We start from the raw sequence: 26,944 nt of genomic DNA on the forward strand, positions 1-26,944 counted from the left end.
ACTGATCGCAGGCGCATCCCGTCCGAAGCAGATTGATACTCAGAGGGGCGGAAAAACGATGCGGTTTTCTATGAATCGGGGCGTCTTATGCGAACGTGGCGATGAGATTTTTTTGATCTTTAGAATGAATGTCAGGAAACTCTGAGCAATCGGCATTTGCCGATACAAGCACCGTCGCGCAGTCATGCTTTTTTAAGTTGCCAGACTGAAAACCTGTTCTGGAACCAGCGCTCTGTCGAGCCAAGTTATCGCAATAATTCCAAGGAGATCGAATGGTGGGCGTGACAGGGATTGAACCTGTGACCCCTACGATGTCAACGTAGTGCTCTCCCGCTGAGCTACACGCCCATTCGATGTGGCGCATACACCATATCACGTTGCGCCCGTCAATGCCCTTTTGTGAAGTTTTTTCGTCTTTTTGTTGATGACAAAACAAAGGGCCGCAAATCAGTGAGATCGCCTCAGGCGGCGATCAGCATTTTTTCTATTTCGTTCACCAGGTCACGCAGGTGGAACGGCTTGGAAAGCACCTTTGCGTCGCGCGGCGCGTCCGAATCGGGGTTGAGGGCGACAGCGGCGAAGCCCGTAATGAACATGATCTTCAGATCCGGGTCGATTTCTGTCGCGCGCCGCGCCAGTTCGATGCCGTCCATTTCCGGCATGACAATATCGGTCAGCAGAAGGGAGAAAGGCTCTTCCTGCAATCTTTCATAGGCACTCGCGCCGTTGTCGAAGTGCGTCACGTGATAACCGGCTTTTTCCAACGCCTTGACGAGGAAGCGGCGCATATCATTGTCATCTTCAGCTAGAAGGATTCTCTTCATTGTTCCGTCCGAATTCTGTGTCGTGTTCATCGCCCAAAAGCTGACCCTTAACGACTCAATATCCACCGTAGAAAACGCTTCTTTGGTAAATATGGAATGAATGCTCGCGCGAATGTTAATTGTTATGGCGCGTATTTGGCAACAAGCTGTTCAGTGTGACAGGATTGTCGCATATGCACGCCATGCAGAGGCCGGAAGATTCGGCTGCCAGCCATTTGCACGCATGGGCCGCCTGACGTAATTTGTTATAATACTGACGTGGATCGTCGTCGAATGGCCTGGATGTTCCGGCCGAAAACGGGTGAAGAATGAGTTTGGAGCGCGATTTTAGTCTGATACCGCCCTTCGAGATATGCGCTCCGGCGGAACAGCGCATTCCGTTCGTCTTCAATTCACCGCATAGCGGACGCTATTACCCGCATTCTTTCGTCGAAGCGTCGCGTCTCGACGCCTTGAGCATACGTCATTCGGAAGACTGTTATGTCGATGAGCTTTTTGCTTCCGCCATGCGGCTCGGTGCGCCCTTGCTCAAGGCGCATTTTCCGCGTGCGTTTCTCGATGTGAATCGCGAAGCCTATGAACTGGATCCGCGCATGTTCGCCGAGCCATTGCCGCCTTTCGTCAATAGCCAGTCGGCGCGCGTTGCAGGTGGGCTTGGAACGGTGCCGCGTCTGGTCGGTGAGGGGCAGCTGATTTATCCGGGGCGCATTCCACTCGCCGAAGCATTTTACCGTATCGAAGACCTCTACAAGCCTTACCACCAGACGCTTGATGCACTGCTTCAGTCCACCCGTCAGCGTTTCGGTTATGCGGTTCTGATTGACTGCCATTCGATGCCCGGCGGCGCGCGGCCCGGCGAAGTCGGATCGCGTCCGGATTTCATCGTTGGTGATCGTTTCGGTCGCTCGTGCAGCGAAAGGCTGACGCAGGCTGCCATCGATCTGCTGCAGGATCTGGGCTACACTGTTGCGCACAACAAGCCCTATGCGGGCGGGTTCATCACGGAGCATTACGGGCGGCCTGCTATGGCGTGTCATGCCCTGCAGATTGAAATCAATCGCAGTCTTTATGTGAACGAGCAGAACCTGCATAAGCTTGCCGGTTTCGAAACGCTCTGTGCCGATCTGCATGGGTTTCTGAGCGACCTGACATCCCTGCCGGACGATCTCTTTATCGCGCCACCTCTGGCCGCAGAATAATCCGTTCCGACGAGCGCCTCTCGCAGATAAAAAGAACCGCGCCCGAACGATACGAGCGCGGTCAAAGACTAGGGAGGAAATGCCCCGAAAGGCATCGACAGGAAAACCTGTCTGGGATTTAAGTTACGTCCGAATGGCGGTAACGTCAAGAAAATGCGCATATTTTTTGGGCTAATTTAATTATGCTCATTATGTAGGCAAAATTAGCATGGTTTGCATAAGTATGCGCCATGTGTTGGAAACAGGAGTTCGGGGTTGCTGATCGATAAGGCATTTTTTTCCGAAGTGGCTGCAGCGGCAGCTGCTCAGACGCTTCCGCGTTTTCGTCAGCTGACGGAAATCGACAACAAATATAGCGTTGGTTTCGATCCGGTGACCGAAGCGGACCGGGCGGCGGAGCGTGCGATTCGTGCGGTTATTGGCAGCGTTTTTCCCGACCATGGTATTCTTGGGGAAGAATACGGGCCGGAGAATATTGACCGCAGCCATGTCTGGGTCATCGATCCCATTGATGGGACCCGTGCTTTCATTTCCGGCCTGCCGGTCTGGGGCACGCTTTTGGGACTGACTGTCGATGGCGATGCCACGGCGGGAATGATGTCGCAGCCCTTCACCGGCGAGTTGTTCTACAGCGATGGTAATGGTGCTTATCTCGCGCGTAATGGCGGCGAAGACGCGCCTCGCCGTCTGTCGGTGCGCAAGAATGCAACCTTGGCCGATGCCACGATGTTTACGACGACGCCTGCTCTTTTCAAGGGTGAAAGCCGCAAGGGATTTGATCGGCTGGAAAGCGCGGTGCGTCTGTCCCGCTATGGAGTTGATTGCTATGCCTTCGCAATGCTCGCAAGCGGTTTTGCCGACATTGTCGTTGAAGCGGGTCTCCAGCCCTATGACATTGTCGCTCTCATTCCGCTGATTGAGCAGGCTGGCGGTGTGGTGACGCAACGTGATGGTAGTCCGGCGGAAAAGGGCGGCGATGTTGTCGCCGCAGCTTCTCCTGAACTGCACAGGGCAGCGCTTGATCTGCTGAATAGCTGATAAGAGCATTTCCAGCAAAAGTGCGAAGCGGTTTTGCGTCGGATAATGCGTAAAAACAAACATTTAGAGCGATTTCAATGCTTCTACCGCAGGCGAAATCGCTCTAAATACCGGAGGCTAGGGGCTCAATGGTCTCCGGCATGGTTTCGACCTCTGACGAGCCCGGAATGAAGGCATCGAAGGCGGCCCAGAGCTGCTCACGATAAAAGTCGGCTTCCTGAAGCATCTCATGACGTGCGCCGGTAATTGTGGTCAGTGAGACATTGCGCGTGCGGGCGACAAAACGTTCGATCACCGATGTGGAAACCACGCGGTCTGCGCCAGCGGCAACGATGAGGACCGGTACTGTGGGTCCATTATAGAAATCCGGCTGATTGATGCGCCGAGACGTTTCGAGAGCGCTCCAGAGCCACCGGACGGTCGGACCGCCAAGCGCAAGATCCGGGTGAAGGCGTGGAATTTCCATATTACGCATGAAGCGTGCCGGGTCGCTGGTCAGCGGATTGCCTGCAAAGGGACGCGAAGCCAGTCTGCGTCCGCCGGATGCGTAAACTTGGCCGAGGCCGAGCCATCGAAAGGCGGAGGCGATGCGGCGTACATTGTCATCGCTGAGCCGTTGCCCATCAAGCCCCATGAAGGGCGCACACAGCACCATGCGACTGATGCGCGATGTCAGTCTGCCCATCGAAGAAAGCGCCACAAGCGCACCGGCGGAATGGCCGAGAATGTAGAAGGGCGGGGGACAGTCAGGCAAGGCGATCTGGTCAAGGATAAGGTCGAGATCGTCGGAATAGTCTTCGAAACTGCGGACATAGCCGCGCTGGCGGTCCTTCAGCAACCGGTGCGAGCCGCCTTGTCCGCGCCAGTCGAAAGTTACGACCGTGAAGCCGCGCGCGGTCAGATCGGTCATGGTTTCGAAGTATTTTTCGATAAATTCGTTGCGTCCCTGAAGCAGGACCACCGTTCCCCGTATCGGTTTCGCGTCGGCTTTAAGAATGGCATAGCGCAGGGTCTTGCCGCCCTTCGCTTCAAGCAGGCCAGCCTTGATCCCGTGCGGAATCGGATTCGCATCGGTTTCGAAAAGTAGTTCCGACATCCGATTGCGAACCTTTCTGCTTCAGATTGGGATATGTGGCTCCAGCATAATGGGGCAATTGATGATAAAAAGTAACCGGAAGTTCGAGAACGAACTTCCGGCTCAAAGAACAGCCGATGCAAGGGACGTTACACCAGCTGGTCTGTAGAGAAAATTTGAAGAAGGCGCTCAGTATCCGCCAGGGCGGCGTTCACCAACAATGCGGCCTGAATAGGCATCGACCATGACGATGACGCGGCGGCCGTTCGGCCTTGTGGCGCGCACGAAATAGGTGTCGCGGTTAAGGCGCATGTCGCCGACATCATAGCCGCGGCGTTCCAGCGAGCGTGCGATACGACGCGGTCCCATGATGTCGCGACGACCATAATCGTCGCCCCAGCCCGGGCGGCGATCCGGGCCACCATCCCAATCAGGGCGTGGACCCGGATATGGACGCGGCGGACGATAGCCATCATCATCGTAATATTGTATCTGAACGCGCAGGCCGCTATCGGCTGCAAGGGTGGGTGTCGCAATCCCTGTCGCGACGGTAGCAAGTGCGGCAAAAGCGAGAACAGCTTTTCTCATAACCGTGATCCTTTAATGAACCCGCTTTGCAGCAGGCATGGTGGGACATTAGCCCCAAGCGGCTGAACGCTCGCCAAAGATGATGTTCATTTTGGGTTCATTGTGCGACGAATCCCCCAAAATGTAGGCCCCTATTGATCAGGAGTTATTACGCGGCGTGACAGCCCGTGTTTCGCAAGCTTCGCGCGCACGTGGCCTTGAAATGAAAAAGAACCATTCCCAAATGAGTTTTGCGGTCGCCTGGAAGGGGCCGCCGGCATCAAGGAATTCGCCATAAGGGAGTTTCGCCGCCGTGTATGGTCCCGAATGCGCCCAGCGCTCTTCGGAACAGATCATGCTGAAACAAGCATCATGTCGCTCTAAAGGAGGGCTAGTACATGCGTCACGTAGATTTTTCCCCGCTCTATCGTTCCACGGTCGGTTTCGATCGGCTCTTCTCCATGCTTGATACGCTCGCTTCGCCGGAAGGTAACCAGTCCTATCCGCCGTATAATATTGAGCGCACGGGTGAGAACACCTATCGCATCACCATGGCGGTCGCGGGCTTTTCCGAAAGTGAACTCGAAATCGAAGCGCATCGCAACCTGCTGACGATCAAGGGTCAGAAGGCGGATGAAAATGCTTCCGATATCGGTGAAGTTCTCTATCGTGGTATCGCCTCACGTGCTTTCGAGCGCCGTTTCCAGCTTGCCGACTTCGTTGAAGTCGCCGGTGCGAGCCTCAAGAACGGTCTCCTGCACATCGATCTCAAGCGCGAGATTCCAGAACAGATGAAACCGCGCAAGATCGAAGTTGCCAAGGCTGGCTCCGACAGCGCTCAGCAGATCGAGGCGAAAACCGCGCATTAAGCTTGGTTGAGAATGAATAAGAAGAGGCGGTGCTTGAAGCGCCGCCTTTTTCATTTTGACAGATACGAAAGAGCGTCAGGCGATCAAGTCGGCGAACCGGTCGACATCTTCTTCCGTGTTGGCGAAGCTCGTCACAAAGCGGGCGAAAATTTCGCCGTCGCTGATGCGGTTCACTTCCGAATGCGGGGGGTTCCAGTCGTAGAAAATCGCTCCGGCATTGCGCAGACGATCATAGACCGACTGTTTCATGATGGCGAAGACCTCATTGGCTTCCGGTTTCCAGGCAAGGCGCATCTGGCTCGACGCATTGATATGACCGGCGAGGCGCGCGGCGAGTGCATTGGAGTGACGTGCCAGTTCCAGCCAGAGATCGTCTCGCAGGTAAGCATCGAATTGCGCTGCCACAAAGCGTGTCTTGGAAAAGAGCTGTGCCGCGCGTTTGCGGATGAACGGTAGGTCCTTGGCGCGGGCCGGGTCCATGAAGACCAATGCTTCGGCGCACCAGCAGCCGTTTTTCGTACCTCCGAAGGAAACGATGTCCACGCCTTGTTTCCAGGTCATTTCGGCTGGTGTCATGTCCAGCGAAACAAGCGCATTGGCAAAGCGTGCGCCGTCCATATGCAGTGGCAGACCGGCATCGCGGCAGATCTTGGAAATGGTGGCGATATGCTCAGGCTGGTAGAGCGTACCAACTTCGGTCGCCTGCGTGATGCTGACGGCCATGGGCTGTCCGGCATGAACGAAAGCCGGATTGAACCGCTTCAGTTCGCGCTTGAGAAGTTCGGGGTCGATGCGGCCATGCGCGCCGTCAATCGGATGCAGACGTGCGCCGCCGGTGAAATATTCAGGTGCACCGCACTCGTCCTCGATCACATGCGCTTCGCGGTGCACCAGCGAAACTCCGCCGGGCCGGTTGACGCTGGCCAGCGCCAGCGAGTTGGCGGCCGTTCCGGTGCCGACAAAGAACACGGCAACTTCGCGCTCGAACAATTCATTGAAGCGTTGTTCCACTTGGCTGTCGATTTCGCTCGCGCCATAGGCTGCCGCAAAACCTGCAGCATGCAACGAAAGGCTCTCGGCGATTTTCGGGTGGGCGCCTGCCCAATTGTCTGACGCAAAATGCACGTGTTCCTCCAGATGGGTTGAATGGGCTGTCGCACAGTCGATGTTTCTATAACCTGTCTGACAGAAGCGGTTAAGGTCCGACTTGCGCGAAAAATGTCATCAACATGCCTATTTTTTAGGCATTCGAGGGGCGGGCAAAAGCGCGCCAAACTGACGCAATGGCCATTAAACGCAATTAAAATCCAGTAAAATCACGGCTTTTGATATTTTATTACGGAAGCTGCTGAGAAAAATTGCGTTTCCATCTTGTGAGGCAATTTGAATTCTGTCATACGTAATTAGGACAGCAATGCTGTCCAATTAAACGCTGATGCAGACGGAAGCGACACAACGCTCTCCGAAAAGTTTCAGAAAGAGGCGCCGTACTGGCAGGCACATAGCCTGGCGGTAACAGGCGCCCCGACCGCGACAGGAGGAATTCTAGTGCGCCATTTTCTGGTGGGCTGAGTGTCGTCTGTCCAAGCCTGATGAGAATAAGGCGCTAAACATCGTTCCTCGCACCGGCTTTGCCGCTCGCCCGGGACCTCGTCCAACGCCTTGTCGATAAGGCTTCCTTTATACGTAAAGCAACGGCGGGATGGTTGTCACACCATCTCGGTATATACTGATCGCGCACCTCATGATGAGGGCCAAACGGAGGGAATGACGATGACGCATTTGACGCCATCTGTATCGAATGTGGTTTCTCACAACGTACAGAACGGAACGGTCAAAGCTGCGACGACCGCTCCCAACCGAACGACGCGAAAAACGACAGCGGCGGGTTTTCCCGCAGCGCAAGGACTTTACGATCCGCGCAACGAACATGATGCGTGTGGCGTTGGCTTTATTGCGCATATGAAGGGCAAGAAGTCGCATCAGGTCGTTGAAAACGGCCTCAAGATGCTGGAAAACCTCACCCATCGTGGTGCGGTTGGTGCCGACCCGCTGATGGGCGATGGCGCCGGCATTCTCGTGCAGATTCCGGATCGCTTCTTCCGCGAGGAAATGGCGCGCCAGGGCATCGATCTGCCGCAGCCCGGTCATTACGGCGTCGGCTATCTGTTCATGCCGCGCGATCCAGAATTGCGTGCCCATATTGAAGAGATCGTCAAGGAAGTCATCGCTGCCGAAGGCCAGACCTTTATCGGCCTGCGCGAAGTGCCTGTCGACAATTCGTCCCTGTCCAAGGCGCCGGATATTGCCGCAACCGAACCGTTTCACGTTCAGGTCTTCATCGGACGCAATCCGATGCTGGAGACGGATGACGATTTCGAGCGCCGTCTGTTCGTTCTGCGCAAGGTCATTTCCAACCGTATCTATCAGGAAAATGACGGCGACGATAAGGGCTTCTATGTCGTGTCCATGTCGGCGCGTACGGTCGTCTACAAGGGCATGTTCCTCGCTTATCAGGTCGGTGCCTATTATCAGGATCTGAAAGACCCGCGTTTCGAAAGCGCGGTGGCGCTGGTGCATCAGCGCTTCTCCACCAACACCTTCCCGTCCTGGCGTCTGGCGCACCCATACCGCATGGTTGCGCATAACGGCGAAATCAACACGCTGCGCGGTAACGTCAACTGGATGGCTGCGCGTCAGGCTTCGGTGGACTCGGAACTGTTCGGCAACGACATTTCCAAGCTCTGGCCGATTTCCTACGAAGGCCAGTCGGACACGGCTTGCTTCGACAATGCGCTCGAATTCCTGCATCAGGGCGGCTACAGCCTTGCCCATGCGATGATGATGCTGATCCCGGAAGCATGGTCAGGCAACAAGTTGATGTCGGATGAACGCCGCGCGTTCTATGAATATCATGCAGCACTGATGGAACCATGGGACGGTCCGGCAGCGGTGGCTTTCACGGACGGTCGCCAGATTGGCGCGACGCTCGACCGCAACGGCCTGCGTCCGGCGCGCTATATCGTGACGGACGATGATTTCGTCATTCTGGCTTCGGAAGCCGGTGTTCTGCCGGTCGAGGAAAAGAAAGTCGTCAAGAAGTGGCGTCTCCAGCCGGGCCGCATGCTGCTGATCGATATGGAAGAGGGCCGCATCGTTTCGGACGAGGAAATCAAGTCCCAGATCGCGCAAAAGCACCCTTACAAGCAGTGGCTCGCCAACACACAGCTCATTCTGGAAGACCTCAATCCGGTCGAACCACGTGCGCTGCGCAAGGATGTGAGCCTTCTCGACCGGCAGCAGAGCTTCGGCTACACGCAGGAAGATACCAAGCTGTTGATGTCGCCCATGGCCACGACCGGTCAGGAAGCCATCGGTTCGATGGGTACGGATACGCCGATTTCGGCTATGTCCGACAAGTCGAAGATGCTGTTCACCTATTTCAAGCAGAACTTCGCGCAGGTCACCAACCCGCCGATCGATCCGATCCGCGAAGAACTGGTGATGAGCCTTGTCTCGTTCATCGGCCCGCGTCCGAATATTTTCGACCTTGTCGGCACGTCACGCCGCAAGCGTCTGGAAGTGCGCCAGCCGATCCTGACCAATGGCGATTTGGAAAAGATTCGTTCCATCGGCCACACGGAAGACCGCTTCGACACCAAGACGCTCGACATCACCTACAATACGGGTGAAGGGGCAGCCGGTATGCACGGCGCCATCGAACGCCTTTGTGACCGTGCCGAAGCGGCTGTTCACGGTGGCTACAACATCGTCATCCTGTCGGATCGTCAGGTTGGTCCGGATCGCATTCCGATCCCGGCGCTGCTGGCGACGGCAGCCGTGCACCATCACCTGATCCGCAAGGGCCTGCGCACTTCGGTCGGTCTGGTGGTGGAATCGGGCGAGCCGCGCGAAATACATCATTTCTGCTGCCTCGCTGGCTACGGTGCCGAGGCGATCAATCCTTATCTCGCCTTCGACACGCTGCTCGACATGCATCGCCGTCGCGAGTTCCCGCCGGAAGTGGACGAGGATGAAGTGGTCAAGCGCTACATCAAGTCCATCGGCAAGGGCATGCTCAAGGTCATGTCCAAGATGGGCATCTCGACCTATCAGTCCTATTGCGGCGCGCAAATTTTCGATGCCGTCGGTTTGCAGACGGGCTTTGTCGACAAGTTCTTCTTCGGCACGGCAACGAGTATTGAAGGCGTTGGTCTCGATGAAATCGCGGAAGAAACCGTACGTCGCCACACCGACGCTTTCGGCAGCGATCCGGTTCTCCTGACCTCGCTGGAAGTTGGCGGTGAATATGCCTACCGTATGCGCGGCGAGGCCCACCTGTGGTCGCCGGATGCAGTCGCCAGACTGCAGCATGCAGTGCGCACCTCCAACCCGGAGACCTTCACGGAATATACACGCATGCTCGACTCCAAGTCGGCGCAGGCAAAGACCATTCGCGGCCTGTTCAATATTCGTTTCGCCGAAGAGCGCGGCCTGAAGCCGGTTTCCATCGATGAGGTCGAACCGGCGACGGAAATCGTCAAGCGTTTCTCGACAGGGGCAATGTCGTTCGGCTCAATCTCCAGAGAAGCCCACACAACGCTGGCCCGCGCCATGAACGCGATTGGCGGCAAATCGAACACCGGCGAGGGTGGTGAGGAGCCGGATCGCTTCTATCCGCTGCCGGATGGCAAGCCGAACCCGGAACGCTCTGCCATCAAGCAGGTGGCTTCTGGCCGTTTTGGTGTGACGACGGAATATCTGGTCAACTCCGATCTGATCCAGATCAAGGTTGCGCAGGGTGCAAAGCCGGGTGAAGGCGGTCAGCTGCCGGGTCACAAGGTCGATGCGACCATCGCCAAGACCCGTCACTCAACACCGGGTGTCGGCCTCATTTCGCCGCCGCCGCACCATGACATCTACTCGATCGAAGATCTGGCGCAGCTGATCTATGACCTGAAGAACGTCAATCCTGCTGCCGATATCTCGGTCAAGCTGGTGTCGGAAGTGGGTGTGGGCACGGTTGCTGCCGGTGTTGCCAAGGCGCGTGCCGACCATATCACCGTGTCGGGCTATGATGGCGGTACGGGCGCTTCGCCGCTTACCTCGCTGAAACATGCCGGAAGCCCCTGGGAAATTGGCCTTGCCGAAACCCACCAGACGCTGGTGCTGAACGGGCTTCGCTCCCGCGTGGCATTGCAGGTCGATGGCGGCTTGCGCACCGGTCGCGACGTCATTATTGGCGCGCTGCTCGGTGCGGATGAGTTCGGTTTCTCGACCGCTCCGCTGATTGCTGCCGGTTGCATCATGATGCGCAAATGTCATCTGAACACCTGCCCGGTGGGCGTGGCAACGCAGGACCCGGTTCTGCGCAAGCGCTTCAAGGGGACGCCGGAACACGTCATCAATTTCTTCTTCTATCTGGCGGAAGAGGTGCGTGCCTTGCTTGCCGAGATGGGCTTCACCAAGCTGGAACAGATTATCGGCGAGACCGAGTTTCTGGAAAAGCAGGCCATGATCGACCATTGGAAAGCCAAGGGTCTCGATTTCAGCCGCATCTTCTACAAGCCTGAAGCCGAGAAGCACGAAATCTACTGGACCGAGCGTCAGCATCACCCGATTGAGGATGTCCTTGATCGCAAGCTGATTGCCGAGGCTATGCCCGCACTGGAAGACCGCCAGCCGGTCAAGATCGACATCGATATCAAGAATGTCGACCGTTCTGCCGGTGCGATGCTTTCCGGCGAAGTTGCCAAGCGCTTCCGCCACAAGGGTCTGCCGGAAGACACCATCGCCGTTACGCTCCGCGGTACGGCTGGCCAGTCTTTCGGTGCGTTCCTGGCGCGCGGCGTCTCGTTCGAGCTGATCGGCGATGGCAACGACTATGTCGGCAAGGGCCTTTCGGGTGGCCGCATCGTCATCCGTCCACCGGAAGACACGCGTATCGTTGCCGAGGACTCCATCATCGTCGGCAATACCGTGCTCTACGGTGCGCTTGAAGGCGAGTGCTACTTCCGCGGCGTTGCAGGCGAACGTTTCGCCGTCCGCAACTCCGGCGCGGTTACGGTTGTCGAAGGCGTGGGCGACCACGGCTGCGAATACATGACCGGCGGTGTCGTCGTGGTTATCGGTCAGACGGGTCGCAACTTTGCGGCCGGTATGTCGGGCGGCGTCGCCTACGTGCTTGACGAGGAAGGCGATTTCGCCCAGCGCTGCAACATGGCGATGGTCGAACTGGAACCGGTTCCGGAAGAAGACGACATCCTCGAAAAGCTGCATCACCATGGCGGCGACCTCATGCACAAGGGCCGTGTGGACGTTTCGGCCAACATGACCCATCATGACGAGGAACGTCTGGTGCAGCTGATCGCCAATCATCTGCATTACACCGGCTCGACGCGGGCGAAAGATATTCTCGACAATTGGGAGAGCTATCGTCCCAAATTCGTGAAAGTCATGCCGGTCGAATACCGCCGTGCTCTGGAAGACATGGAGCGTATGCGGATCGGTGTCGCGGCTGAATAGGACATGATCCTGAAAAGTGGAACCCGGCCTTTGGGTCGGGTACCCTTAGCCACATGAGAGATAACAACGCCCTTGCATGCCAGCGCATTGGAAGATGATGCGGCAGACAGGGCAACTTCCGGCAAAGCCGACCACGCGCTGGTCGCAGGCCGAGGGGAGTAAGAGAATGGGTAAGGTAACTGGTTTTCTTGAAATTGACCGGCAGGTAGCGAAGTACCAGCCGGCGTCGGATCGTATCCGTCACTTCCGGGAATTCACCATTCCGATGACGGATGGCGAAGTGCAGAAGCAGGCGGCGCGCTGCATGGATTGCGGCATTCCGTTCTGCCATGGCCCGACGGGCTGTCCGGTGCATAACCAGATCCCGGACTGGAACGATCTCGTCTATAACAACAATTGGGATCAGGCGATCCGCAACCTGCATCTGACCAACAATTTCCCGGAATTCACGGGTCGCGTTTGCCCGGCTCCTTGCGAGGAAGCCTGCACGCTGAACCTCGAGGATACGCCGGTTGCGATTAAGACGGTCGAGCAGGCATTGGGCGACAAGGCCTATGAGCTCGGCCATATCGTGCCGCAGCCAGCCGCCAACAAGACGGGCAAGTCGGTCGCCATCATCGGTTCTGGACCGGCTGGCCTTGCCGCTGCGCAGCAGCTGGCCCGTGCTGGTCACATGGTTGATGTTTATGAGCGCGAAAGCCGCCCCGGCGGTCTGTTGCGTTACGGTATTCCAGATTTCAAGATGGAAAAGCACCTCATCGACCGCCGCGTCGCGCAGATGGAAGGCGAGGGCGTTCGCTTCCTGTGCGGTGTGAACATCGGCGTCGACAAGCCGTTGCGCGGTCTCCTCGATACCTATGATGCCGTGCTTTACAGCGGTGGCTCGGAAACGCCGCGCCCGGCGGGTATTCCGGGTGCAGATTTTGAAGGCGTGCATGATGCCATGCCTTATCTGGTTCAACAGAACCGCCGCGTCGGGCGCGAAAATATCGAATCCGTTGCCTGGACTTCGGCTCCGATCCTGGCAGGCGGCAAGCATGTCGTTGTGGTCGGCGGTGGCGATACCGCCTCGGACTGCGTGGGCACGGCGTTCCGTCAGGGTGCGGTCAATGTTACCCAGCTTGATATTCGTCCGCAGCCGCCGGAAAAGGAAGACAAGCTCAGCGTCTGGCCTTATTGGGCGACCAAGATGCGTACCTCTTCCAGCCAGGCGGAAGGTGCTTCCCGCGAGTTTCAGGTGGCAACGCTGGAGTTCATCGGCGAAGACGGCCGCCTCACCCATGTGAAGTGCTGTCAGGTTGATGAAAAGCGCAAGCCGATTGCCGGAACGGAATTCTTCATCAAGGCCGATCTGGCCTTCATCGCAATCGGTTTTGCCGGACCGGCAGAAGACAGCGTGGTCAAGGAACTGGGCGAAAAGCTCGACATCGTGACCGACCGTCGCGGCTCCAAGTCGGTCAAGGCCAATGAGCGTGACTACCGCACCAATGTCGACAAGCTCTATGCAGCCGGTGATGTGCGCCGCGGCCAGTCGCTGGTTGTCTGGGCAATCCGCGAAGGCCGTCAGGCAGCGCACGCCATCGATGCTGATTTGATGGGTAGTTCCGTTCTACCGCGCTAAGAGAGACTCAGAAATGAAAAGCCCGCCAGATTGGCGGGCTTTTTGTTTTTAGCCTTGGCTGCGTCGCGACTTCATCACCAGATACGCGACGGCGAGAAGCACGAACCAGAGCGGCGTGATTTTCAGCGCGGCTGCAGTGTCCGGCTCTTGCGCCAGCGCCCAGAGAATGAAGGCGAAGAATGCGAAGACCATCACGACGGCTGCGCGTCCGCCGGGCATCTTGAATGTGGACTTTTCATGCAGGTCCGGGCGCTTGCGGCGATATTGCAGGTAAGACGCCAGAATGATCGACCAGATGAAGATGAAGAGCAGCGCCGAAATCGTCGTGACGATGGTGAAGGCTTCGATGATGCTTTGGCCAGCATAAAGCAGAACCACGCCTGCGAGCAGGAAAACGCACGAGAAGAACAGCGAATTGACCGGTACTTGCCGCTTGTTGAGTTTGGCGAGCGCTTTCGGCGCGAGTTTGGAAGTGGCAAGGCCGTAGATCATACGCGAGGTCGAGTAGATGCCGGAATTTGCGCTCGACGTTGCTGAAGTCAGCACGACGAAATTCACGACATGGGCTGCGATGCCGAGACCGGCGAGCGAGAACATGGCGACGAACGGGCTTGAATTCGGATCGACCTGATCCCACGGAATGACGGTGATGATGACGAATAGCGCGCCGAGATAGAACAGTACCACGCGGATCGGGATGGAATTGATTGCCTTGGGCAGATTGCGCTCCGGGTCCTTGGTTTCAGCGGCGGCGGTGCCGACGAGCTCGATGCCAACGAAGGCGAAAACCGCGATCTGGAAACCGGCAACGAAGCCGAGGAAGCCATTGGGGAAGAACCCGCCATGGTTCCACAGATGGGCGACCGATGCCTGACTTCCATTCGGAAGCGTAAAGCCGGTCGAGAGCATATACACGCCTGCGATGATCAGCCCGACAATGGCGACAATCTTGATGAGGGCAAACCAGAATTCGATTTCACCGAAATTGCGCACGGTCGGCAGATTGAGCGCCAGAAGCGTGAAGATCAGTCCGAGCGCCGGTATCCAGAGCGCCAGTTCCGGGAACCAGAACGAGACGTAGCCCGAAACGGCAACCACGTCGGCCACACCGGTCACAATCCAGCAAAGCCAATAGGTCCAGCCGGTGAAGAACTGTGCCCACGGCCCGAGGTAATCGCCTGCGAAATCCGCAAAGGAGCGATATTCGAGATTGGACAGCAGGATTTCGCCCAATGCGCGCATGACGAAGAACAGCATGAATCCGATCACGGCATAAACCAGCAGGATCGAAGGGCCTGCCAGCGAAATGGTCTTGCCCGAACCCATGAAAAGGCCGGTGCCGATAGCGCCGCCAATGGCGATCAGCTGCAGGTGTCGGTTGGACAGATTGCGTGCAAGATGGGGTTCCTCCTCCCGATGTGGATCGACAGAAGGCTTTGATGCGATATTCATTCAAACGCCTCTTGTTTCTGGCGGACGCTGGAAACTACTCCTGCTCACGCGAGGAAAAGCGCCCTTCCTGTCCAGCCTTTTCAGGCAGACGGCGCCTTCTGATAGACGATGCGAACGCTCCTGTGAACAGCGCAGAATGTAGCAATTAGAATCATATCGGATAGAGAAAGGCGCGGGCTATCAATCAGCTGATAGCTCAATCCTATTGAGGAACGGCAATAATTTAGGGATTTGAGCTCTTCTGTGGCCAGGAAAAGTCGTCGGCTCGTCCGGGTGAAGGTTTGCTCTCAGTCCGGGCTGGCCGTGTGGCTTGCGGACGCGCTGTGATGTTGCCACCAAGTAGAACACCGCTATCGTCCTTATCAACGTCCCGAATGCTGACTGGTGCCACGCGATCAACCGGCTTGGACGGGTCATGCGTGCCTGCTGCGGGCAGGGGCTGATCTTCTTCCTTTGCGCCGCCGAGATAGGCGCGAAGCGGCTTTTCCGCATAGAAGGCGAGCTTGCGCTTGCCTGCCGAAGTTATGTTGATGCCGTCATTGCCGCGCAGACGCGCGGTCTGACCGTTAATATCGAAGCCGGTCTGGGTGAAATTACCATCCTCATCGACAAAACCATCCCAGACATCGGCAAATTTTCCGCCCGCCTTCTCGGTGGCGGTGCGATAGATTTCATTGAGCGCCAGCATATCTTGCGACATGCCTTTCGGGCGAAAGGGTGGCTGCCCTATCCACACCAGAGGAAAATGCTTGTCGTTGATCACCTTGATGAAGGCGGCGACGCGCTTTTGATATTCTTCATTCCATTCCGGGGATCGGGCTGGCAGACTTAAGCCTTTCTCGGTGATTGCCTGTCTGTCGTTGGAACCGATCATCACGACGACAGCAGCCGGTTTCTCCTCGTCCAGTATCTTTCCGATATTGTCGGGCCAGTCGAAATGATCGTTGCGCACAAAGCCGGAGGAGCCATTTATCCGGGTTACAACCTGAAGATCGGGGTCCGACGCGAAAGCAACATCAAGGCCTTCGGCCAGACCGTTGCCGATGAAATCACCGACAACAAGAACCTTTTTGGCATCTGGCTTTTTCTCGACGAACTCGACTGCCGGGGTCGCAGCCGGTGGCGGCGTCGGTCGTGAAGCGGGAGAGGTGGTCTTGGGCCGCTTCGCCTTTGGCCGGGCGCGTTGTGGAGTGGGCTGCTGATATTGGCGCTGTGGCTGTGCCTGCCGCGAGCCGAACAAGAGATCGAAAAGCGTGCGCGGACGTTCCTGTGCAGAAGCCGTGATGATGCCTGAGAACAGCAGAGCTGCGACTGCCAGCAGGACGCCAGCAGCGTTCACCATTCGTCTCCCAATCCGATTTTGGCGCATCAGTCTTGCCTTCATGGCCTTTATATTAGCTTGGCTGCTTGGAAAAACAAAATGGGGCGCACTTGATCAGAAGCACGCCCCATTCGATAATTTGCCCGACAGTCTAGCGACGGCGCAGGACCGACAGAACTTCCTTGCTCGGATGACCGTCCGGCTGAAGTCCGTTGCGCTGCTGGAAGGCTTCGATGGCCGCCCGCGAAGTGGAGCCGATCTTGCCATCAATATTGCCGTCATAATAGCCGAGCGCTTTCAGATGCGTTTGCAATTCCTGCCTCTCGTCCATGGTAATCGGCGTGAATGGGCGATTCCAGTCCTGACGAAGTCCCTGATAGCCGCCGATGCGATCGGCAAGCAGGCCGACAGCAAGTGCGTATTTGTCGGCGTTGTTATAGCGCTTCAAGACGAAGAAATTCTTTGTCATCAGGAAGGCGGGCCCCTGACGGCCATCCGGCACTTTCAGCGTTGCTTTTTCGCTCGGATCGGGGAAGGCGCGTCCGTTGGCACGAACGAGACCGATCTTCTGCCATTCGCCAATCGAGAGTGAGCCGGAAGGGAACTTGCGCCCTTGCGGCAGTGCTACTTCGTAACCCCAGCTACGGCCCGGCTGCCAGCCATTGCGATGCAGGAGGTTGGCCGCTGTACCCAGCGCATCGGGGATCGAATTCCAGATGTCACGCTTGCCATTGCCATCCATATCGACGGCATAGGCCTGATAGCTCGTCGGGATGAATTGTGTGTGGCCGAGCGCACCGGCCCAGGAACCGGAAAGATGGCCGCGGTCAATATCGCCGGTCTGGAGAATCTTCATTGCAGCAATCAGCTGTGTGCGGCCATATTTGGCGCGACGCTGGTCTGCATAGGCAAGCGTTGCCAGCGAACGGACGGCATCGCGCATGACGTCATCACGCTTGAGAATTTCGCCGTAATTGCTTTCCATCGACCAGATGGCGAGCAGGATATTGCGATCGACCGAGAAACGCTGTTCGATGCGCTGGAGCCACGGACCCCATTTGCGCGCCATGTTCTGGCCGACCGAAACGGAATGTTCGTTTACGCGGTTATCGACGTAGTTCCAGACCGGTTCGGTGAATTCGGGCTGATAGCGGGCCTTCTGCAGCACGACCGGGTCTGGCGCATCCACGCCGCGAAATGCGCGGTCGAACGTGGAAGGCGAAACACCTGCATTTATGGCGACAGGGCGAAAACTGGCGACCCATTGGCGAAATTTCGCATCAGCCAGTGCGGAACCGGTCGTCAGCGTTGAGGCGAGCACAGCTATCGCAACCGTTGCAGCTGCTTTCAGCTTCATCGTCTGGCCCGCCGTGAATGGAAATCGCAGCATTCTGTGTTTCCCTTCTGCAATCAAATTTAGCCGATACCGGCGCGTTTCCCTTCGACCTGGATTCTGCCCGCTCCGGATTGCATTATTCAATTAATACCATCCTGTGTTGAATTTGAGCCAGCAGAAAATTCCGGATCGAACCGTTGAACGTTCAATTTAGAACCTGTCGGTTAGCAATTGGTTTACCATCGCGGCCTTGCTTTAAAATTCGCTAAAGTTTCGAAAAATTTTTGAATCAAGCAACATTAAGGTCGGGTCATTGAATGTGATGGGATGGGTCACGCAATTTCGTCGTTCTTTAATGAAAAGGCCTTATTTGAAATTCAGTCGTTTCAATGCTTTGATAGTAAATCTGAAATAGTGAAATCGAGGAGAGGAATGAGTTCGATCCGAAAAATTCGCAAGGCCGTGTTCCCTGTTGCAGGTCTTGGCACCCGCTTCCTGCCCGCCACCAAATCCATCCCCAAAGAAATGCTGACGGTCGTCGACAAGCCCGTCATTCAGTATGTGGTCGATGAGGCGCGCGAAGCTGGTATCGAACATCTGATTTTCGTCACCGGGCGCAACAAGGCGGTCATCGAAGACTATTTCGATGCGCAGGTTGAGCTTTATTCCACGCTCGCAGAGCGCGGCAAGAAGGCGGAACTGGAGCATCTTCAGGATATCCAGCCGCAGCCGGGAACGACAAGCTTCACCCGCCAGCAGGTGCCGCTCGGTCTTGGCCATGCAGTCTGGTGCGCTCGTGAGCTCGTCGGTGATGAGCCCTTTGCTCTCCTGCTGCCAGATATGGTCATGCAGTCGAAGAAGGGCTGCCTGAAGGAGATGGTCGAGCTTTACGAAAAGACCGGCGGCAACGTCATCGCCGTGCAGGAATGCGACCCGGAAGAAGCGCATAAATACGGTATCGTCGGCAAGGGCGAAGCCATCGGCAGCGGTTTCGAAATCACGCAGATGGTTGAAAAACCTGCCAAGGGCACGGCGCCTTCCAATCTTTACATCAATGGTCGCTATATCCTGCAGCCGGAAATCTTCGAACTTCTGAGCAAGCAGGAAAAGGGCGCTGGCAACGAAATCCAGTTGACGGATGCCATGTTGAAGCTTGCCGACGCACAGAAATTCTTCGGCTTCGATTATCAGGGCCTGACATTCGACTGCGGCTCCAAGGCTGGTTTCATCGAAGCCAACGTTGCCTTCGCGTTGTGGCGCAACGACATTCGGCCTTCGGTCGAAAGCTCGATCGGCAATCTGCTGAACACCATCAAACCAGCCTGATATAACCAGTCAAATCTCTGGTCACGCCCCCTGCAAAGGGGGCGTTTTTTTATGGTCGCGGGTATTATTTCCGTGAAACTTGCTTTTTTTGACAATGACAATAGGCTTTTGGCCTAGTACGTACCCAAAAAAGTGTGAAACATCTTTTGGGTGCAATCGGTCCAACAGGTTCCTCCCCCTCATAAGGAATAAAGCATGCAGGAATTCCAGCAGACGATGGGTGCAGGCGCGCTCATCTCGATAGCGGTGGGCGCTGTTCTATTATTGCTTTTGCTCATCATCCGGTTTCGTGTCCATGCCTTCGTAGCGCTTATAATCGTCAGCCTCTTGACGGCGCTCGCGACCGGCATCCCGGCAGGCAATATTCTGACGACAATCACTTCCGCCTTCGGGTCAACCCTTGGCGGGGTGGCACTTCTGGTCGGTCTTGGCGCAATGCTGGGCCGGTTGCTTGAAATATCCGGTGGCGCACAGGCACTTGCCGACGATCTCATCCGACGGTTCGGCGAAAAGCGCGCGCCCATGGCGCTTGGCATCGCGTCGCTCATCTTCGGCTTCCCCATCTTTTTCGATGCGGGATTGGTCGTGATGCTTCCCGTGGTCTTCACTGTCGCACGGCGCCTGAAAGGAAGCTTGCTTCTCTACGGTATTCCGGTCGCAGCGGCCTTTTCGGTGATGCATGTTTTCGTGCCGCCGCATCCGGGCCCGGTGGCTGCATCCGAGCTTCTGGGTGCAGATGTGGGGCTTCTCATCCTCGTCGGGATCGTGGTCGTCATACCTGTCTGGTTCATCGCCGGGCACCTTTTTGGTGCATGGATCGGCAAGAAGATCGTACTTCCGATCCCCGATAGTTTTGATGCCGGGAAAAACGGAGAAGAAGCTGTCAATCCTCCGAGTTCCGGCTTGGTCATGTTGCTGCTTCTGCTGCCGCTGGTTCTGATCTTCATCAATACGGGGCTCGATTTTGCCCGCGCGCAAGGCTGGGTCAGCGCCGATGCAAACTGGTATCAGCTGGCGCGAATGATCGGATCGACGCCGGTTGCTCTCCTGATTTCAGTGCTGGTGGCATCCTATGTGCTCGGACCACGGCGCGGCAGAGATGCAGCCAGCGTCGAACGCATTCTCGATTCGGCGCTCGGTCCGGTGTGTTCCATCATCCTGATTACGGGCGCAGGCGGCATGTTTGGCGGTGTTCTGCGTGCTTCCGGCATTGGCGACGCCTTGTCAAATGCGTTCGCCGATACAGGACTGCCTGTCATCGTGGCAGGCTTCCTGATCGCAACGATTTTGCGCGTAGCACAGGGGTCGGCAACGGTAGCGCTGATAACGGCTGCCGGGCTTATCCAGCCTGCCGTTCAGGCTGCCGGATATCACGGGCTTGAGACCGCCGCGGTGGTGATCGCCCTTGCTGCAGGGTCGGTCATGCTCTCCCACGTCAACGATTCCGGTTTCTGGCTCGTCGGTCGTTTCTTCAATATGGACGTCAAGACAACGCTGAAAACCTGGACGGTTCTGGAAACCCTTATCGGGCTTCTGGGCTTCGGCATGGCGTGTATTCTGTTCTGGCTCGCTTAAACTCACGATAAAACGGCATCCCGAAAGGGATGCCGTTTTATCTCCACACTAGAGCATTTCCTGTTTTAATTGAATCATTGGAAATGCTCTATCTGTTTGTTTTTAATCATGTCTTTATCCCGAAACCGGATCCCACTTTCGGGAGACATGCTCTAGCGCTGCACCTTCACGCCGAGATAGACGCTGTCGGCGGTATATTCGCGATCGGAAATCTTGCTTGTCAGGAATTCGTGACGCAGGCGCGCATCCAGCCCGACAAACCGGTTGATCCAGTAGGTTGCCCCGATCTGCGCACCGATCGTGTAATCGGTTCCGGTGCCATCCTTGTTCTGCCGGATATTCGCGTCGAGCCTGCCGTTGAGGCTCAGGTCTGAACGTATGCGGTGCGTCACATCGAGGCTGGCAAAATGCAGGAGCGACCCTGCAATGCCGGGCGTGGTCGAAGTATCGACCATTGTCTGCGCATAGAGGCTCACATCGGTTCCGCGCAGCGGTGACCAGTTGAGCGCTGCATTGATCGACGGTCCGCTGATGTCGCCAAGACGAGAATCATCGCTGTTGGCGCGCATGTAACCGGCGGCGAATTCGCCGTTCAGCTTCTCGCCCATATCCAGCATCATACCGCCGCGCAGGGCAAATTGTGATCCGCTGCGTTCATAGCCGTTGCTGTCTACCTTCTCGTCGAAGATGCGCTTGCCCAGCTCAACTTCAGTGAAGGGCTTGATTGCCGGGGACAGGCTGAAGCCGCCGCGCAGCGTAATGCTGGCATAGGTGTTGTCGCGATCCTTCTGGCTGACCGTGCCGCCGGAGGACAATTCCGCATCGCCATAAATATTGTGCTCGACCCGTCCGGTTGCGCTGCCGAAGATCAGGCCCATGTCTCGTTCGACGCCGAGGCTTCCATTGAGTGTGTGAACCAGAGGCCGTTGCAATGCGCCGACGACCCCATTCGGGCTTGACGCGCTTTCGCGGCGCAGCCGATAGCCTGCGCCAGTGTTGACGGTCGTCTGGTCACCGAGATCGAAACGCAGTTTGCCCTGAATATCGACCTGCGGTTCGGAAACGTCTTCGCCCGAAATAGACTTGGCCCATGTGCCCGAAGCGTCGAGTGTTGCCTGATGGCGCGCCCAGTCCGACTGTGCATTGAGCCGCAACGTGGTTTCGTTGAGAACGGCGCTAGAACCGCTTGCGCTGTTGTCGCCGTTGGTCGTGACACGGATACCCTGTTCCAGCGACGGTCGCAGGATGAACGAACCGGTGCGAATGCCGACCGGCGCGAACGGATCGACCTCCTGCGTGGAGCTGCGCCCCTGCTCGGGCGATTGCCGGAGATTTTCGCGCTGTGCCCGGCCCGTTTCGTCGCTTGCGTCGGTATCGACCGAGCCAACACGAATATTGTCGGGTCGAAGCGGCTGACGGTCCTGCGGCACGGGAACGGCCGGAGCGGTTTGTGTTGTGGTGGTCGGGTCTGCCGCTGTCGTGTTTTCAGGCGGGGTATAACTGTCGTCGATCGTCTCGCTGGCGCCGTCATCATATCCGGGCGCAGCAAGCCCGCGATTTGCGAGCGTTTCCGGCGAGGAGGCTGAAAGCACGTCCTCGGCAACGCTTCCGCGCAGATAGGCTTCCTGAGCAAATGCAGAACCATGACAGATTGCTATCGCCACGCCCGACAAAAACAGGCATTGCAGCCTGCGGGCAATGGGCGTCGAACCGCCAGAAGGGGTCTTGGCAAATAGCATGTCGTGTTTTCAAACCGTCGCAACGTGGTAGATGAACGGTAAAGGCACATGGTTAATTCTTGGTTGCTGCGGCTGAATTCATGGCGATGCTCGCTGCACAAATGTTTGGACAACCGACTGTGAAAAAGTTAACCCTTGCCGCCATGGAAAAGCTCGATCAGATCATCCCTCCGGCAGATGCGGAAGCGACTATTGCTTCGGCGCTGCGCACCATAAAGACCGAAAATGCGGGCCTCGCAGCACTTGAAGAAGCGCTGAATGACGGCCTTTCCGGCCCCTTTGTCGAAGCGGTGAAGCGTATCGTCGCCTCGCGCGGACGTCTGGTCGTTACGGGCGTCGGCAAGAGCGGCCATATCGGCTCCAAGCTCGCTGCTACTTTTGCCTCGACCGGCACTTCGGCATTCTTCGTTCATTCGGCGGAAGCCAATCACGGCGATCTCGGCATGATCGACCGCGATGATGTTATTCTGGCCATCTCATGGTCGGGTGAAACGGCCGAATTGAAGGGGATCGTCAATTATTCGCAGCGCTTCCGCATTCCATTGATCGCGATCACCTCACGTGAGGATTCTGCGCTTGGTCGTGCTGCGGATGTCGTGCTGCTCTTGCCGAAAACTGCCGAGGCCTGCCCGCATGGTCTGGCACCCACGACCTCAACCATGATGCAGCTTGCCATCGGTGATGCGCTGGCAATAGCACTTCTGGAAGCGCGCGGCTTCACTCCGAGTGACTTCAAGACATTTCATCCCGGTGGTTCGTTGGGGGCAAGTCTTATCCATATCCGCGATATCATGCATCGCGGCGAACGCCTCCCGCTGGTGGAAGTGGGCACCTCTCTGCCGGACGCGATGAAGGTTCTGGCGCAGAAGAGTTTTGGGTGTGTTGTGGTTGTCGACGGTGGTGGTGATCTGGCAGGCATCGTCACAGACGGCGATATATCGCGCAATCTGAGCCGAAACCTTGCGGCTTTGGCGGTTGACGACGTCATGACACGCAAGCCCAAGACGGTTGACCAGAACATGCTGGCGACGGCCGCACTCAACACCATCAATGAAAATCACATCGGCGCACTGATCGTCACCGAGGCCGGGCGCCCGATCGGGCTCGTGCATTTCCACGACCTGCTGCGGATCGGCGCTGCTTGATAGGGCATTGAGGCATTATGTTTTGTAGGGCAGTCATATTGCCCTACTGCCTTATTCTGCCACTTCAATCTCCAGCGAGACCGGATCAAAAGCCACAACGCGGACTTCTGTTCCGGTTGGCAGATCAGGGCCTTTCACGCGCCACATCGTATCGTTGATACGGATACGCCCGCGACCATTGATGATCGGTTCGGTCAATGTCGCGCGCTGGCCGACCAGCTGCTCGCCGCGACGATTGAGTAAGGGTTCGTCGGCATCGGTGCTGCGTGAGCCAAAAAAGCGACGCCCCACCAGCACGAAAATGACGGCCAGAACCAGAAACACAACCGTCTGAAACTGCCAGCCAAACCCTGTCGTCGAAGACAAGAGAAAGGCGAGCGCACCGGTTACAAGTGCTGCAAGCCCGAACCAGATGAAGAAGAAGCCGGGTGCCGAGATTTCCAGAATGAGCAGGATCAGCCCGAAAACAAGCCAGTTCCATATGCCGAGACCGGACAGATATTCAATTATCATGGCGCCCTCTCTTCTTTTTTGAGCAGCTTTAGCGCCCTGCGGACGGAACGCTGCGCGGGCGGGAAGGGGTCGGCGGCTGCGGTGCCGGGTCTACCGGCCTGCTGCCATCACCAAAGACTTCCTTGGCAATTGCACCAATGCCGCCGAGCGAGCCGATAAGGGCACTCGCCTCAAGCGGCATCAGCACGACCTTTTGGTTCTTGGCGCTGGCAATATTGCTGAGAGCTTCCGTATATTTCTGCGCAACGAAGTAGTTAAGCGCCTGTACATTGCCGTTGGCAACCGCATCGGAAACCATGGTGGTGGCTTTCGCTTCGGCTTCCGCGAGGCGCTCGCGTGCCTCTGCCTCGCGCTTGGCCGCTTCCAGCTTGCCTTCAGCTTCGAGAATCTGTGACTGCTTCTGACCCTCGGCGCGCAAAATCTGCGCGTTGCGGTCGCCCTCGGCTTCAAGAACCTGCGCGCGCTTGTCACGCTCTGCCTTCATCTGGCGCGCCATCGAGGTGACGATATCTTCCGGCGGATTGATATCCTTGATTTCCACGCGGGTCATTTTGAGGCCCCACGGATGGGCAGCTTCGTCGACGACCCGTAACAGACGATCATTGATCGCATCGCGGTTCGACAACAGCTCGTCGAGATCCATCGAACCCATGACGGTACGGATGTTGGTCATGGTGAGATTGAGGATCGCATATTGCAGGTTCGCGACCTGATAGGCTGCCTGTGCTGCGTTCAGCACCTGATAGAAAGCCACGCCGTCAACGCCGACAATGGCGTTGTCACGGGTGATGACCTCCTGCGTCGGCACATCAAGCACCTGCTCCATCATGTTGAGGCGCGCGCCGATGCGGTCAAAAAATGGCACGATCAGATTGAGGCCGGGATTGAGGGTGCGCGTATAGCGTCCGAACCGCTCGACTGTGTAGTTGAACCCCTGCGGCACGGTCTTGATACCGGCAAACAGCGTTGCCAGAACCAGTGCGGCCAGAATGAGCAGCGTGATATCGAAACCGGTCATTGATTGTTTCCCTTTTAAGGCATTAAGGCAGTAGGGCAATATGACAATAGATGCTTTAGCGCGGCAAACATACTGCCCTAATCGCCTATTGCCTTACACCCATCCCTGCAATTCGCGGCGCACCAGTGTCTCGATGACCTTCATGCCGTCTTCGCTGTCGTTGAGACACGGAATATGGCTGAAACTCTCGCCGCCGTTTTCCAGAAATTCTTCAGCAGCCTCATTGCCGATCTCGTCCACTGTTTCCAGACAGTCGGCCACGAAACCCGGATTGAGAACGGCCATCGACTTGACCCCGTGCTTGGCCAGTTCTTCCACCGTTTCGTCGGTATAAGGCTGGAGCCATTCTTCCGGGCCGAAGCGCGACTGGAATGTGGAGCGAAACTGGCTGTCATCAAGGTCCAGCCGGGCCTGCAGCAAGCGCGATGTTTCAAGACATTGCTGGCGGTAGGGGTCGCCCTTGTCCGAATAGCTTTTCGGAATGCCATGATAGGATGCGAGGATCACTTCCGGCTTGAAGGAAAGTGTTTCCAGATGCTTCTCGATGGAGCGGGCCAGTGCTTCGATGTAAACGGGTTCCGTCTCGTAAGACGGGACGATGCGCACCGCTGGCTGGAAGCGCTTTTTCATGAGCGCTTCGAAGAACTTGTCGTTCACCGTCGCTGTCGTCGTTGCCGAATATTGCGGATAGAGAGGGAACATGACGATCCGCTCGCAACCTTGCTGCAGCAGGCGGTCGGTCACGCTTTCAATGGAGGGCTGGCCATAGCGCATTGCCCAGTCCACGACCACATTCGGATAGTCGGCAAGCGCCGTGGCAAGCTTCTCGCCCTGCGCGCGCGTATAGGTCCGCAGCGGAGATTCGTTTTTCTCGCGGTTCCAGATGCGGTCGTAAAGCTTGCCGGAACGCTTCGGGCGAGTGTTGAGAACGATGCCGTAAAGGATCGGATACCAGATAAGACGCGGCCATTCGATGACGCGGCGATCCGAGAGAAACTCGGCCAGATAGCGGCGCATCGGGCCGTAACTCGTGCCATCCGGTGTGCCGAGATTGACCAGCAGAACACCGACCTTGGGCAGTTTTGCCTGCACCTCAGTATTGGTTGTCTGGCTGGGCTTCTCCTGCACTTTATCCATCTCACTCATCTTCCGACTCCTGTTCAGCCGGAAAACTAGAGAAAAAAAGACAAATTACAATCCTGACAATTGCCGCTGGCGCAATTCTATCGGCGCGAATGTTTTTCGCGCCGTAAATATTTGAAACTTACGCAAGATATCGGGTGCTTATGCTGCCGCGCGCCGTGTCAGGGAGAAGCGCGAACCCGACGACGACGTGCAGTTGAGCTGCGTCGGAGAAACAAGTGCGCAGTTCACTTTTGACGATGTGCCGCGCACGATGGAACGCATGTCGATCTCGACAAGCTGCGGCGACTGGTAACGGTAGTTGCCTTCGGCAAGCTTTTCGTTTGTGTCGGTGGAGCGGGTCTCGAAAATGCCGCCGTTGAACGACGAGACGATGCCGTTTGGATCGACCCAGCTGCCTTCGATGCCGGCAGGGGCGCGGGATACGGTCGGGACATTGCCGCCGACCGGGCCAGTCGTTTCACACGCGGCCAACGCCAGCGACATGACTGCAAGAGGGGCAATGATGCGGAAGCGTTTCATATCCATGCTCTCCATTAAAGCATTTTCGGGCCAGAACTGCGAAATGGCTGGCGTCTGAAATGCGTAAAACCAAGTATTTAGAGCGGCTTCAACGATTCCGTGCCGATTGGAACCGCTCGGGGATGGTTAGTTTGAT

At 56.9% G+C, this 26,944-nt stretch carries 20 protein-coding genes and 1 tRNA gene; 8 read left to right on the top strand and 13 right to left on the bottom strand.

The window, feature by feature from the left end; translation table 11 throughout:
• Positions 1–273: 273 nt before the first annotated feature.
• A tRNA-Val gene (locus OHI65_RS04790) sits at positions 274–348 on the bottom strand.
• Positions 349–461: 113 nt separating this feature from the next.
• Entirely contained in the window at positions 462–824 is a 363-nt protein-coding gene (cpdR, locus tag OHI65_RS04795; protein WP_002966536.1) for a cell cycle two-component system response regulator CpdR, read from the bottom strand.
• Positions 825–1,132: 308 nt separating this feature from the next.
• Between cpdR and OHI65_RS04800 the strand changes: the two genes are divergently transcribed.
• Positions 1,133–2,023, top strand: coding sequence for an N-formylglutamate amidohydrolase (locus tag OHI65_RS04800; RefSeq protein WP_029929775.1), 891 nt, complete (start codon positions 1,133–1,135; stop codon positions 2,021–2,023).
• A 255-nt stretch (positions 2,024–2,278) separates the two neighbouring features.
• Positions 2,279–3,061: a histidinol-phosphatase gene (hisN, locus tag OHI65_RS04805; protein ID WP_012093570.1), complete on the top strand. Its 783-nt coding sequence runs from the start codon at positions 2,279–2,281 to the stop codon at positions 3,059–3,061.
• A 103-nt stretch (positions 3,062–3,164) separates the two neighbouring features.
• Here the strand turns inward: hisN and OHI65_RS04810 are convergent, their stop codons facing one another.
• Positions 3,165–4,157 carry an alpha/beta fold hydrolase gene (locus OHI65_RS04810; protein ID WP_125301817.1) on the bottom strand — a complete coding sequence of 331 codons (993 nt, stop codon included), beginning with the start codon at positions 4,155–4,157 and terminating at the stop codon, positions 3,165–3,167.
• Positions 4,158–4,325: 168 nt separating this feature from the next.
• Complete coding sequence (locus OHI65_RS04815; RefSeq protein WP_010660659.1) at positions 4,326–4,724, bottom strand: hypothetical protein; 399 nt, start codon at positions 4,722–4,724, stop codon at positions 4,326–4,328.
• A gap of 377 nt (positions 4,725–5,101) precedes the next feature.
• Here OHI65_RS04815 and OHI65_RS04820 point away from each other — a divergent pair, with 377 nt between their 5' ends.
• On the top strand, positions 5,102–5,572 hold the full coding sequence (locus OHI65_RS04820; protein ID WP_010660660.1) for an Hsp20 family protein: 471 nt from the start codon (positions 5,102–5,104) through the stop codon (positions 5,570–5,572).
• 75 nt (positions 5,573–5,647) lie between these two features.
• Here the strand turns inward: OHI65_RS04820 and OHI65_RS04825 are convergent, their stop codons facing one another.
• The gene (locus OHI65_RS04825) at positions 5,648–6,697 is read right to left on the bottom strand and encodes a threonine aldolase family protein (RefSeq protein ID WP_094515848.1); all 1,050 of its coding nucleotides are present in this window, start codon (positions 6,695–6,697) and stop codon (positions 5,648–5,650) included.
• A gap of 648 nt (positions 6,698–7,345) precedes the next feature.
• Between OHI65_RS04825 and gltB the strand changes: the two genes are divergently transcribed.
• Both gltB and OHI65_RS04835 read left to right on the top strand, forming a co-directional pair.
• On the top strand, positions 7,346–12,097 hold the full coding sequence (gene gltB / locus OHI65_RS04830; RefSeq protein ID WP_125301814.1) for a glutamate synthase large subunit: 4,752 nt from the start codon (positions 7,346–7,348) through the stop codon (positions 12,095–12,097).
• A 166-nt stretch (positions 12,098–12,263) separates the two neighbouring features.
• Positions 12,264–13,718 (top strand): glutamate synthase subunit beta, encoded by a 1,455-nt coding sequence (locus OHI65_RS04835; protein WP_010660663.1) that lies wholly within the window; start codon positions 12,264–12,266, stop codon positions 13,716–13,718.
• Positions 13,719–13,766: 48 nt separating this feature from the next.
• Here OHI65_RS04835 and cycA read toward each other — a convergent pair whose 3' ends face one another.
• The 3 genes from cycA to OHI65_RS04850 form a co-directional block, all read right to left on the bottom strand.
• Positions 13,767–15,170, bottom strand: a complete 1,404-nt coding sequence (gene cycA / locus OHI65_RS04840) for a D-serine/D-alanine/glycine transporter (protein ID WP_125301812.1) — start codon at positions 15,168–15,170, stop codon at positions 13,767–13,769.
• Positions 15,171–15,393: 223 nt separating this feature from the next.
• Complete coding sequence (locus OHI65_RS04845) at positions 15,394–16,512, bottom strand: DUF459 domain-containing protein (RefSeq protein ID WP_125301809.1); 1,119 nt, start codon at positions 16,510–16,512, stop codon at positions 15,394–15,396.
• Positions 16,513–16,642: 130 nt separating this feature from the next.
• Positions 16,643–17,881: a lytic murein transglycosylase gene (locus OHI65_RS04850; RefSeq protein WP_125301807.1), complete on the bottom strand. Its 1,239-nt coding sequence runs from the start codon at positions 17,879–17,881 to the stop codon at positions 16,643–16,645.
• 378 nt (positions 17,882–18,259) lie between these two features.
• On the opposite strand from OHI65_RS04850, the gene galU reads away from it, so the two are divergent.
• Positions 18,260–19,153: a UTP--glucose-1-phosphate uridylyltransferase GalU gene (gene galU, locus OHI65_RS04855; protein ID WP_012093562.1), complete on the top strand. Its 894-nt coding sequence runs from the start codon at positions 18,260–18,262 to the stop codon at positions 19,151–19,153.
• A 195-nt stretch (positions 19,154–19,348) separates the two neighbouring features.
• Positions 19,349–20,728 carry a GntP family permease gene (locus OHI65_RS04860; RefSeq protein WP_010660668.1) on the top strand — a complete coding sequence of 460 codons (1,380 nt, stop codon included), beginning with the start codon at positions 19,349–19,351 and terminating at the stop codon, positions 20,726–20,728.
• 152 nt (positions 20,729–20,880) lie between these two features.
• Here OHI65_RS04860 and OHI65_RS04865 read toward each other — a convergent pair whose 3' ends face one another.
• A complete protein-coding gene (locus OHI65_RS04865) occupies positions 20,881–22,467 on the bottom strand; it encodes an outer membrane beta-barrel protein (RefSeq protein WP_125301804.1) in 1,587 nt (528 codons plus the stop codon).
• 143 nt (positions 22,468–22,610) lie between these two features.
• On the opposite strand from OHI65_RS04865, the gene OHI65_RS04870 reads away from it, so the two are divergent.
• Positions 22,611–23,612 (top strand): KpsF/GutQ family sugar-phosphate isomerase, encoded by a 1,002-nt coding sequence (locus tag OHI65_RS04870; protein WP_029929782.1) that lies wholly within the window; start codon positions 22,611–22,613, stop codon positions 23,610–23,612.
• A gap of 51 nt (positions 23,613–23,663) precedes the next feature.
• Here the strand turns inward: OHI65_RS04870 and OHI65_RS04875 are convergent, their stop codons facing one another.
• From OHI65_RS04875 to omp10, 4 genes are all read right to left on the bottom strand, one after another.
• Positions 23,664–24,125, bottom strand: a complete 462-nt coding sequence (locus OHI65_RS04875; RefSeq protein WP_012093559.1) for an NfeD family protein — start codon at positions 24,123–24,125, stop codon at positions 23,664–23,666.
• Between the two features lie 28 nt (positions 24,126–24,153).
• A complete protein-coding gene (locus tag OHI65_RS04880) occupies positions 24,154–25,143 on the bottom strand; it encodes an SPFH domain-containing protein (protein ID WP_010660672.1) in 990 nt (329 codons plus the stop codon).
• A gap of 93 nt (positions 25,144–25,236) precedes the next feature.
• A complete protein-coding gene (gene hemH, locus OHI65_RS04885; protein WP_125301801.1) occupies positions 25,237–26,289 on the bottom strand; it encodes a ferrochelatase in 1,053 nt (350 codons plus the stop codon).
• A gap of 138 nt (positions 26,290–26,427) precedes the next feature.
• Positions 26,428–26,808, bottom strand: coding sequence for an outer membrane lipoprotein Omp10 (gene omp10 / locus OHI65_RS04890; protein ID WP_010660674.1), 381 nt, complete (start codon positions 26,806–26,808; stop codon positions 26,428–26,430).
• Positions 26,809–26,944: the final 136 nt, after the last annotated feature.

It is taken from the genome of Brucella sp. MAB-22 (assembly GCF_025908475.1).
In the GTDB taxonomy this organism is placed as follows: domain Bacteria; phylum Pseudomonadota; class Alphaproteobacteria; order Rhizobiales; family Rhizobiaceae; genus Brucella; species Brucella anthropi.

What these genes read in the sequence shown, in the direction of transcription:
- cpdR (WP_002966536.1), bottom strand. Translation starts at nt 824, where the DNA reads ATGAAGAGAATCCTTCTAGCTGAAGATGACAATGATATGCGCCGCTTC.
- OHI65_RS04800 (WP_029929775.1), top strand. Translation starts at nt 1,133, where the DNA reads ATGAGTTTGGAGCGCGATTTTAGTCTGATACCGCCCTTCGAGATATGC.
- OHI65_RS04810 (WP_125301817.1), bottom strand. Translation starts at nt 4,157, where the DNA reads ATGTCGGAACTACTTTTCGAAACCGATGCGAATCCGATTCCGCACGGG.
- OHI65_RS04815 (WP_010660659.1), bottom strand. Translation starts at nt 4,724, where the DNA reads ATGAGAAAAGCTGTTCTCGCTTTTGCCGCACTTGCTACCGTCGCGACA.
- OHI65_RS04820 (WP_010660660.1), top strand. Translation starts at nt 5,102, where the DNA reads ATGCGTCACGTAGATTTTTCCCCGCTCTATCGTTCCACGGTCGGTTTC.
- gltB (WP_125301814.1), top strand. Translation starts at nt 7,346, where the DNA reads ATGACGCATTTGACGCCATCTGTATCGAATGTGGTTTCTCACAACGTA.
- OHI65_RS04835 (WP_010660663.1), top strand. Translation starts at nt 12,264, where the DNA reads ATGGGTAAGGTAACTGGTTTTCTTGAAATTGACCGGCAGGTAGCGAAG.
- cycA (WP_125301812.1), bottom strand. Translation starts at nt 15,170, where the DNA reads ATGAATATCGCATCAAAGCCTTCTGTCGATCCACATCGGGAGGAGGAA.
- OHI65_RS04845 (WP_125301809.1), bottom strand. Translation starts at nt 16,512, where the DNA reads ATGGTGAACGCTGCTGGCGTCCTGCTGGCAGTCGCAGCTCTGCTGTTC.
- OHI65_RS04850 (WP_125301807.1), bottom strand. Translation starts at nt 17,881, where the DNA reads ATGCTGCGATTTCCATTCACGGCGGGCCAGACGATGAAGCTGAAAGCA.
- galU (WP_012093562.1), top strand. Translation starts at nt 18,260, where the DNA reads ATGAGTTCGATCCGAAAAATTCGCAAGGCCGTGTTCCCTGTTGCAGGT.
- OHI65_RS04860 (WP_010660668.1), top strand. Translation starts at nt 19,349, where the DNA reads ATGCAGGAATTCCAGCAGACGATGGGTGCAGGCGCGCTCATCTCGATA.
- OHI65_RS04865 (WP_125301804.1), bottom strand. Translation starts at nt 22,467, where the DNA reads ATGCTATTTGCCAAGACCCCTTCTGGCGGTTCGACGCCCATTGCCCGC.
- OHI65_RS04870 (WP_029929782.1), top strand. Translation starts at nt 22,611, where the DNA reads ATGGAAAAGCTCGATCAGATCATCCCTCCGGCAGATGCGGAAGCGACT.
- OHI65_RS04875 (WP_012093559.1), bottom strand. Translation starts at nt 24,125, where the DNA reads ATGATAATTGAATATCTGTCCGGTCTCGGCATATGGAACTGGCTTGTT.
- OHI65_RS04880 (WP_010660672.1), bottom strand. Translation starts at nt 25,143, where the DNA reads ATGACCGGTTTCGATATCACGCTGCTCATTCTGGCCGCACTGGTTCTG.
- hemH (WP_125301801.1), bottom strand. Translation starts at nt 26,289, where the DNA reads ATGAGTGAGATGGATAAAGTGCAGGAGAAGCCCAGCCAGACAACCAAT.
- omp10 (WP_010660674.1), bottom strand. Translation starts at nt 26,808, where the DNA reads ATGAAACGCTTCCGCATCATTGCCCCTCTTGCAGTCATGTCGCTGGCG.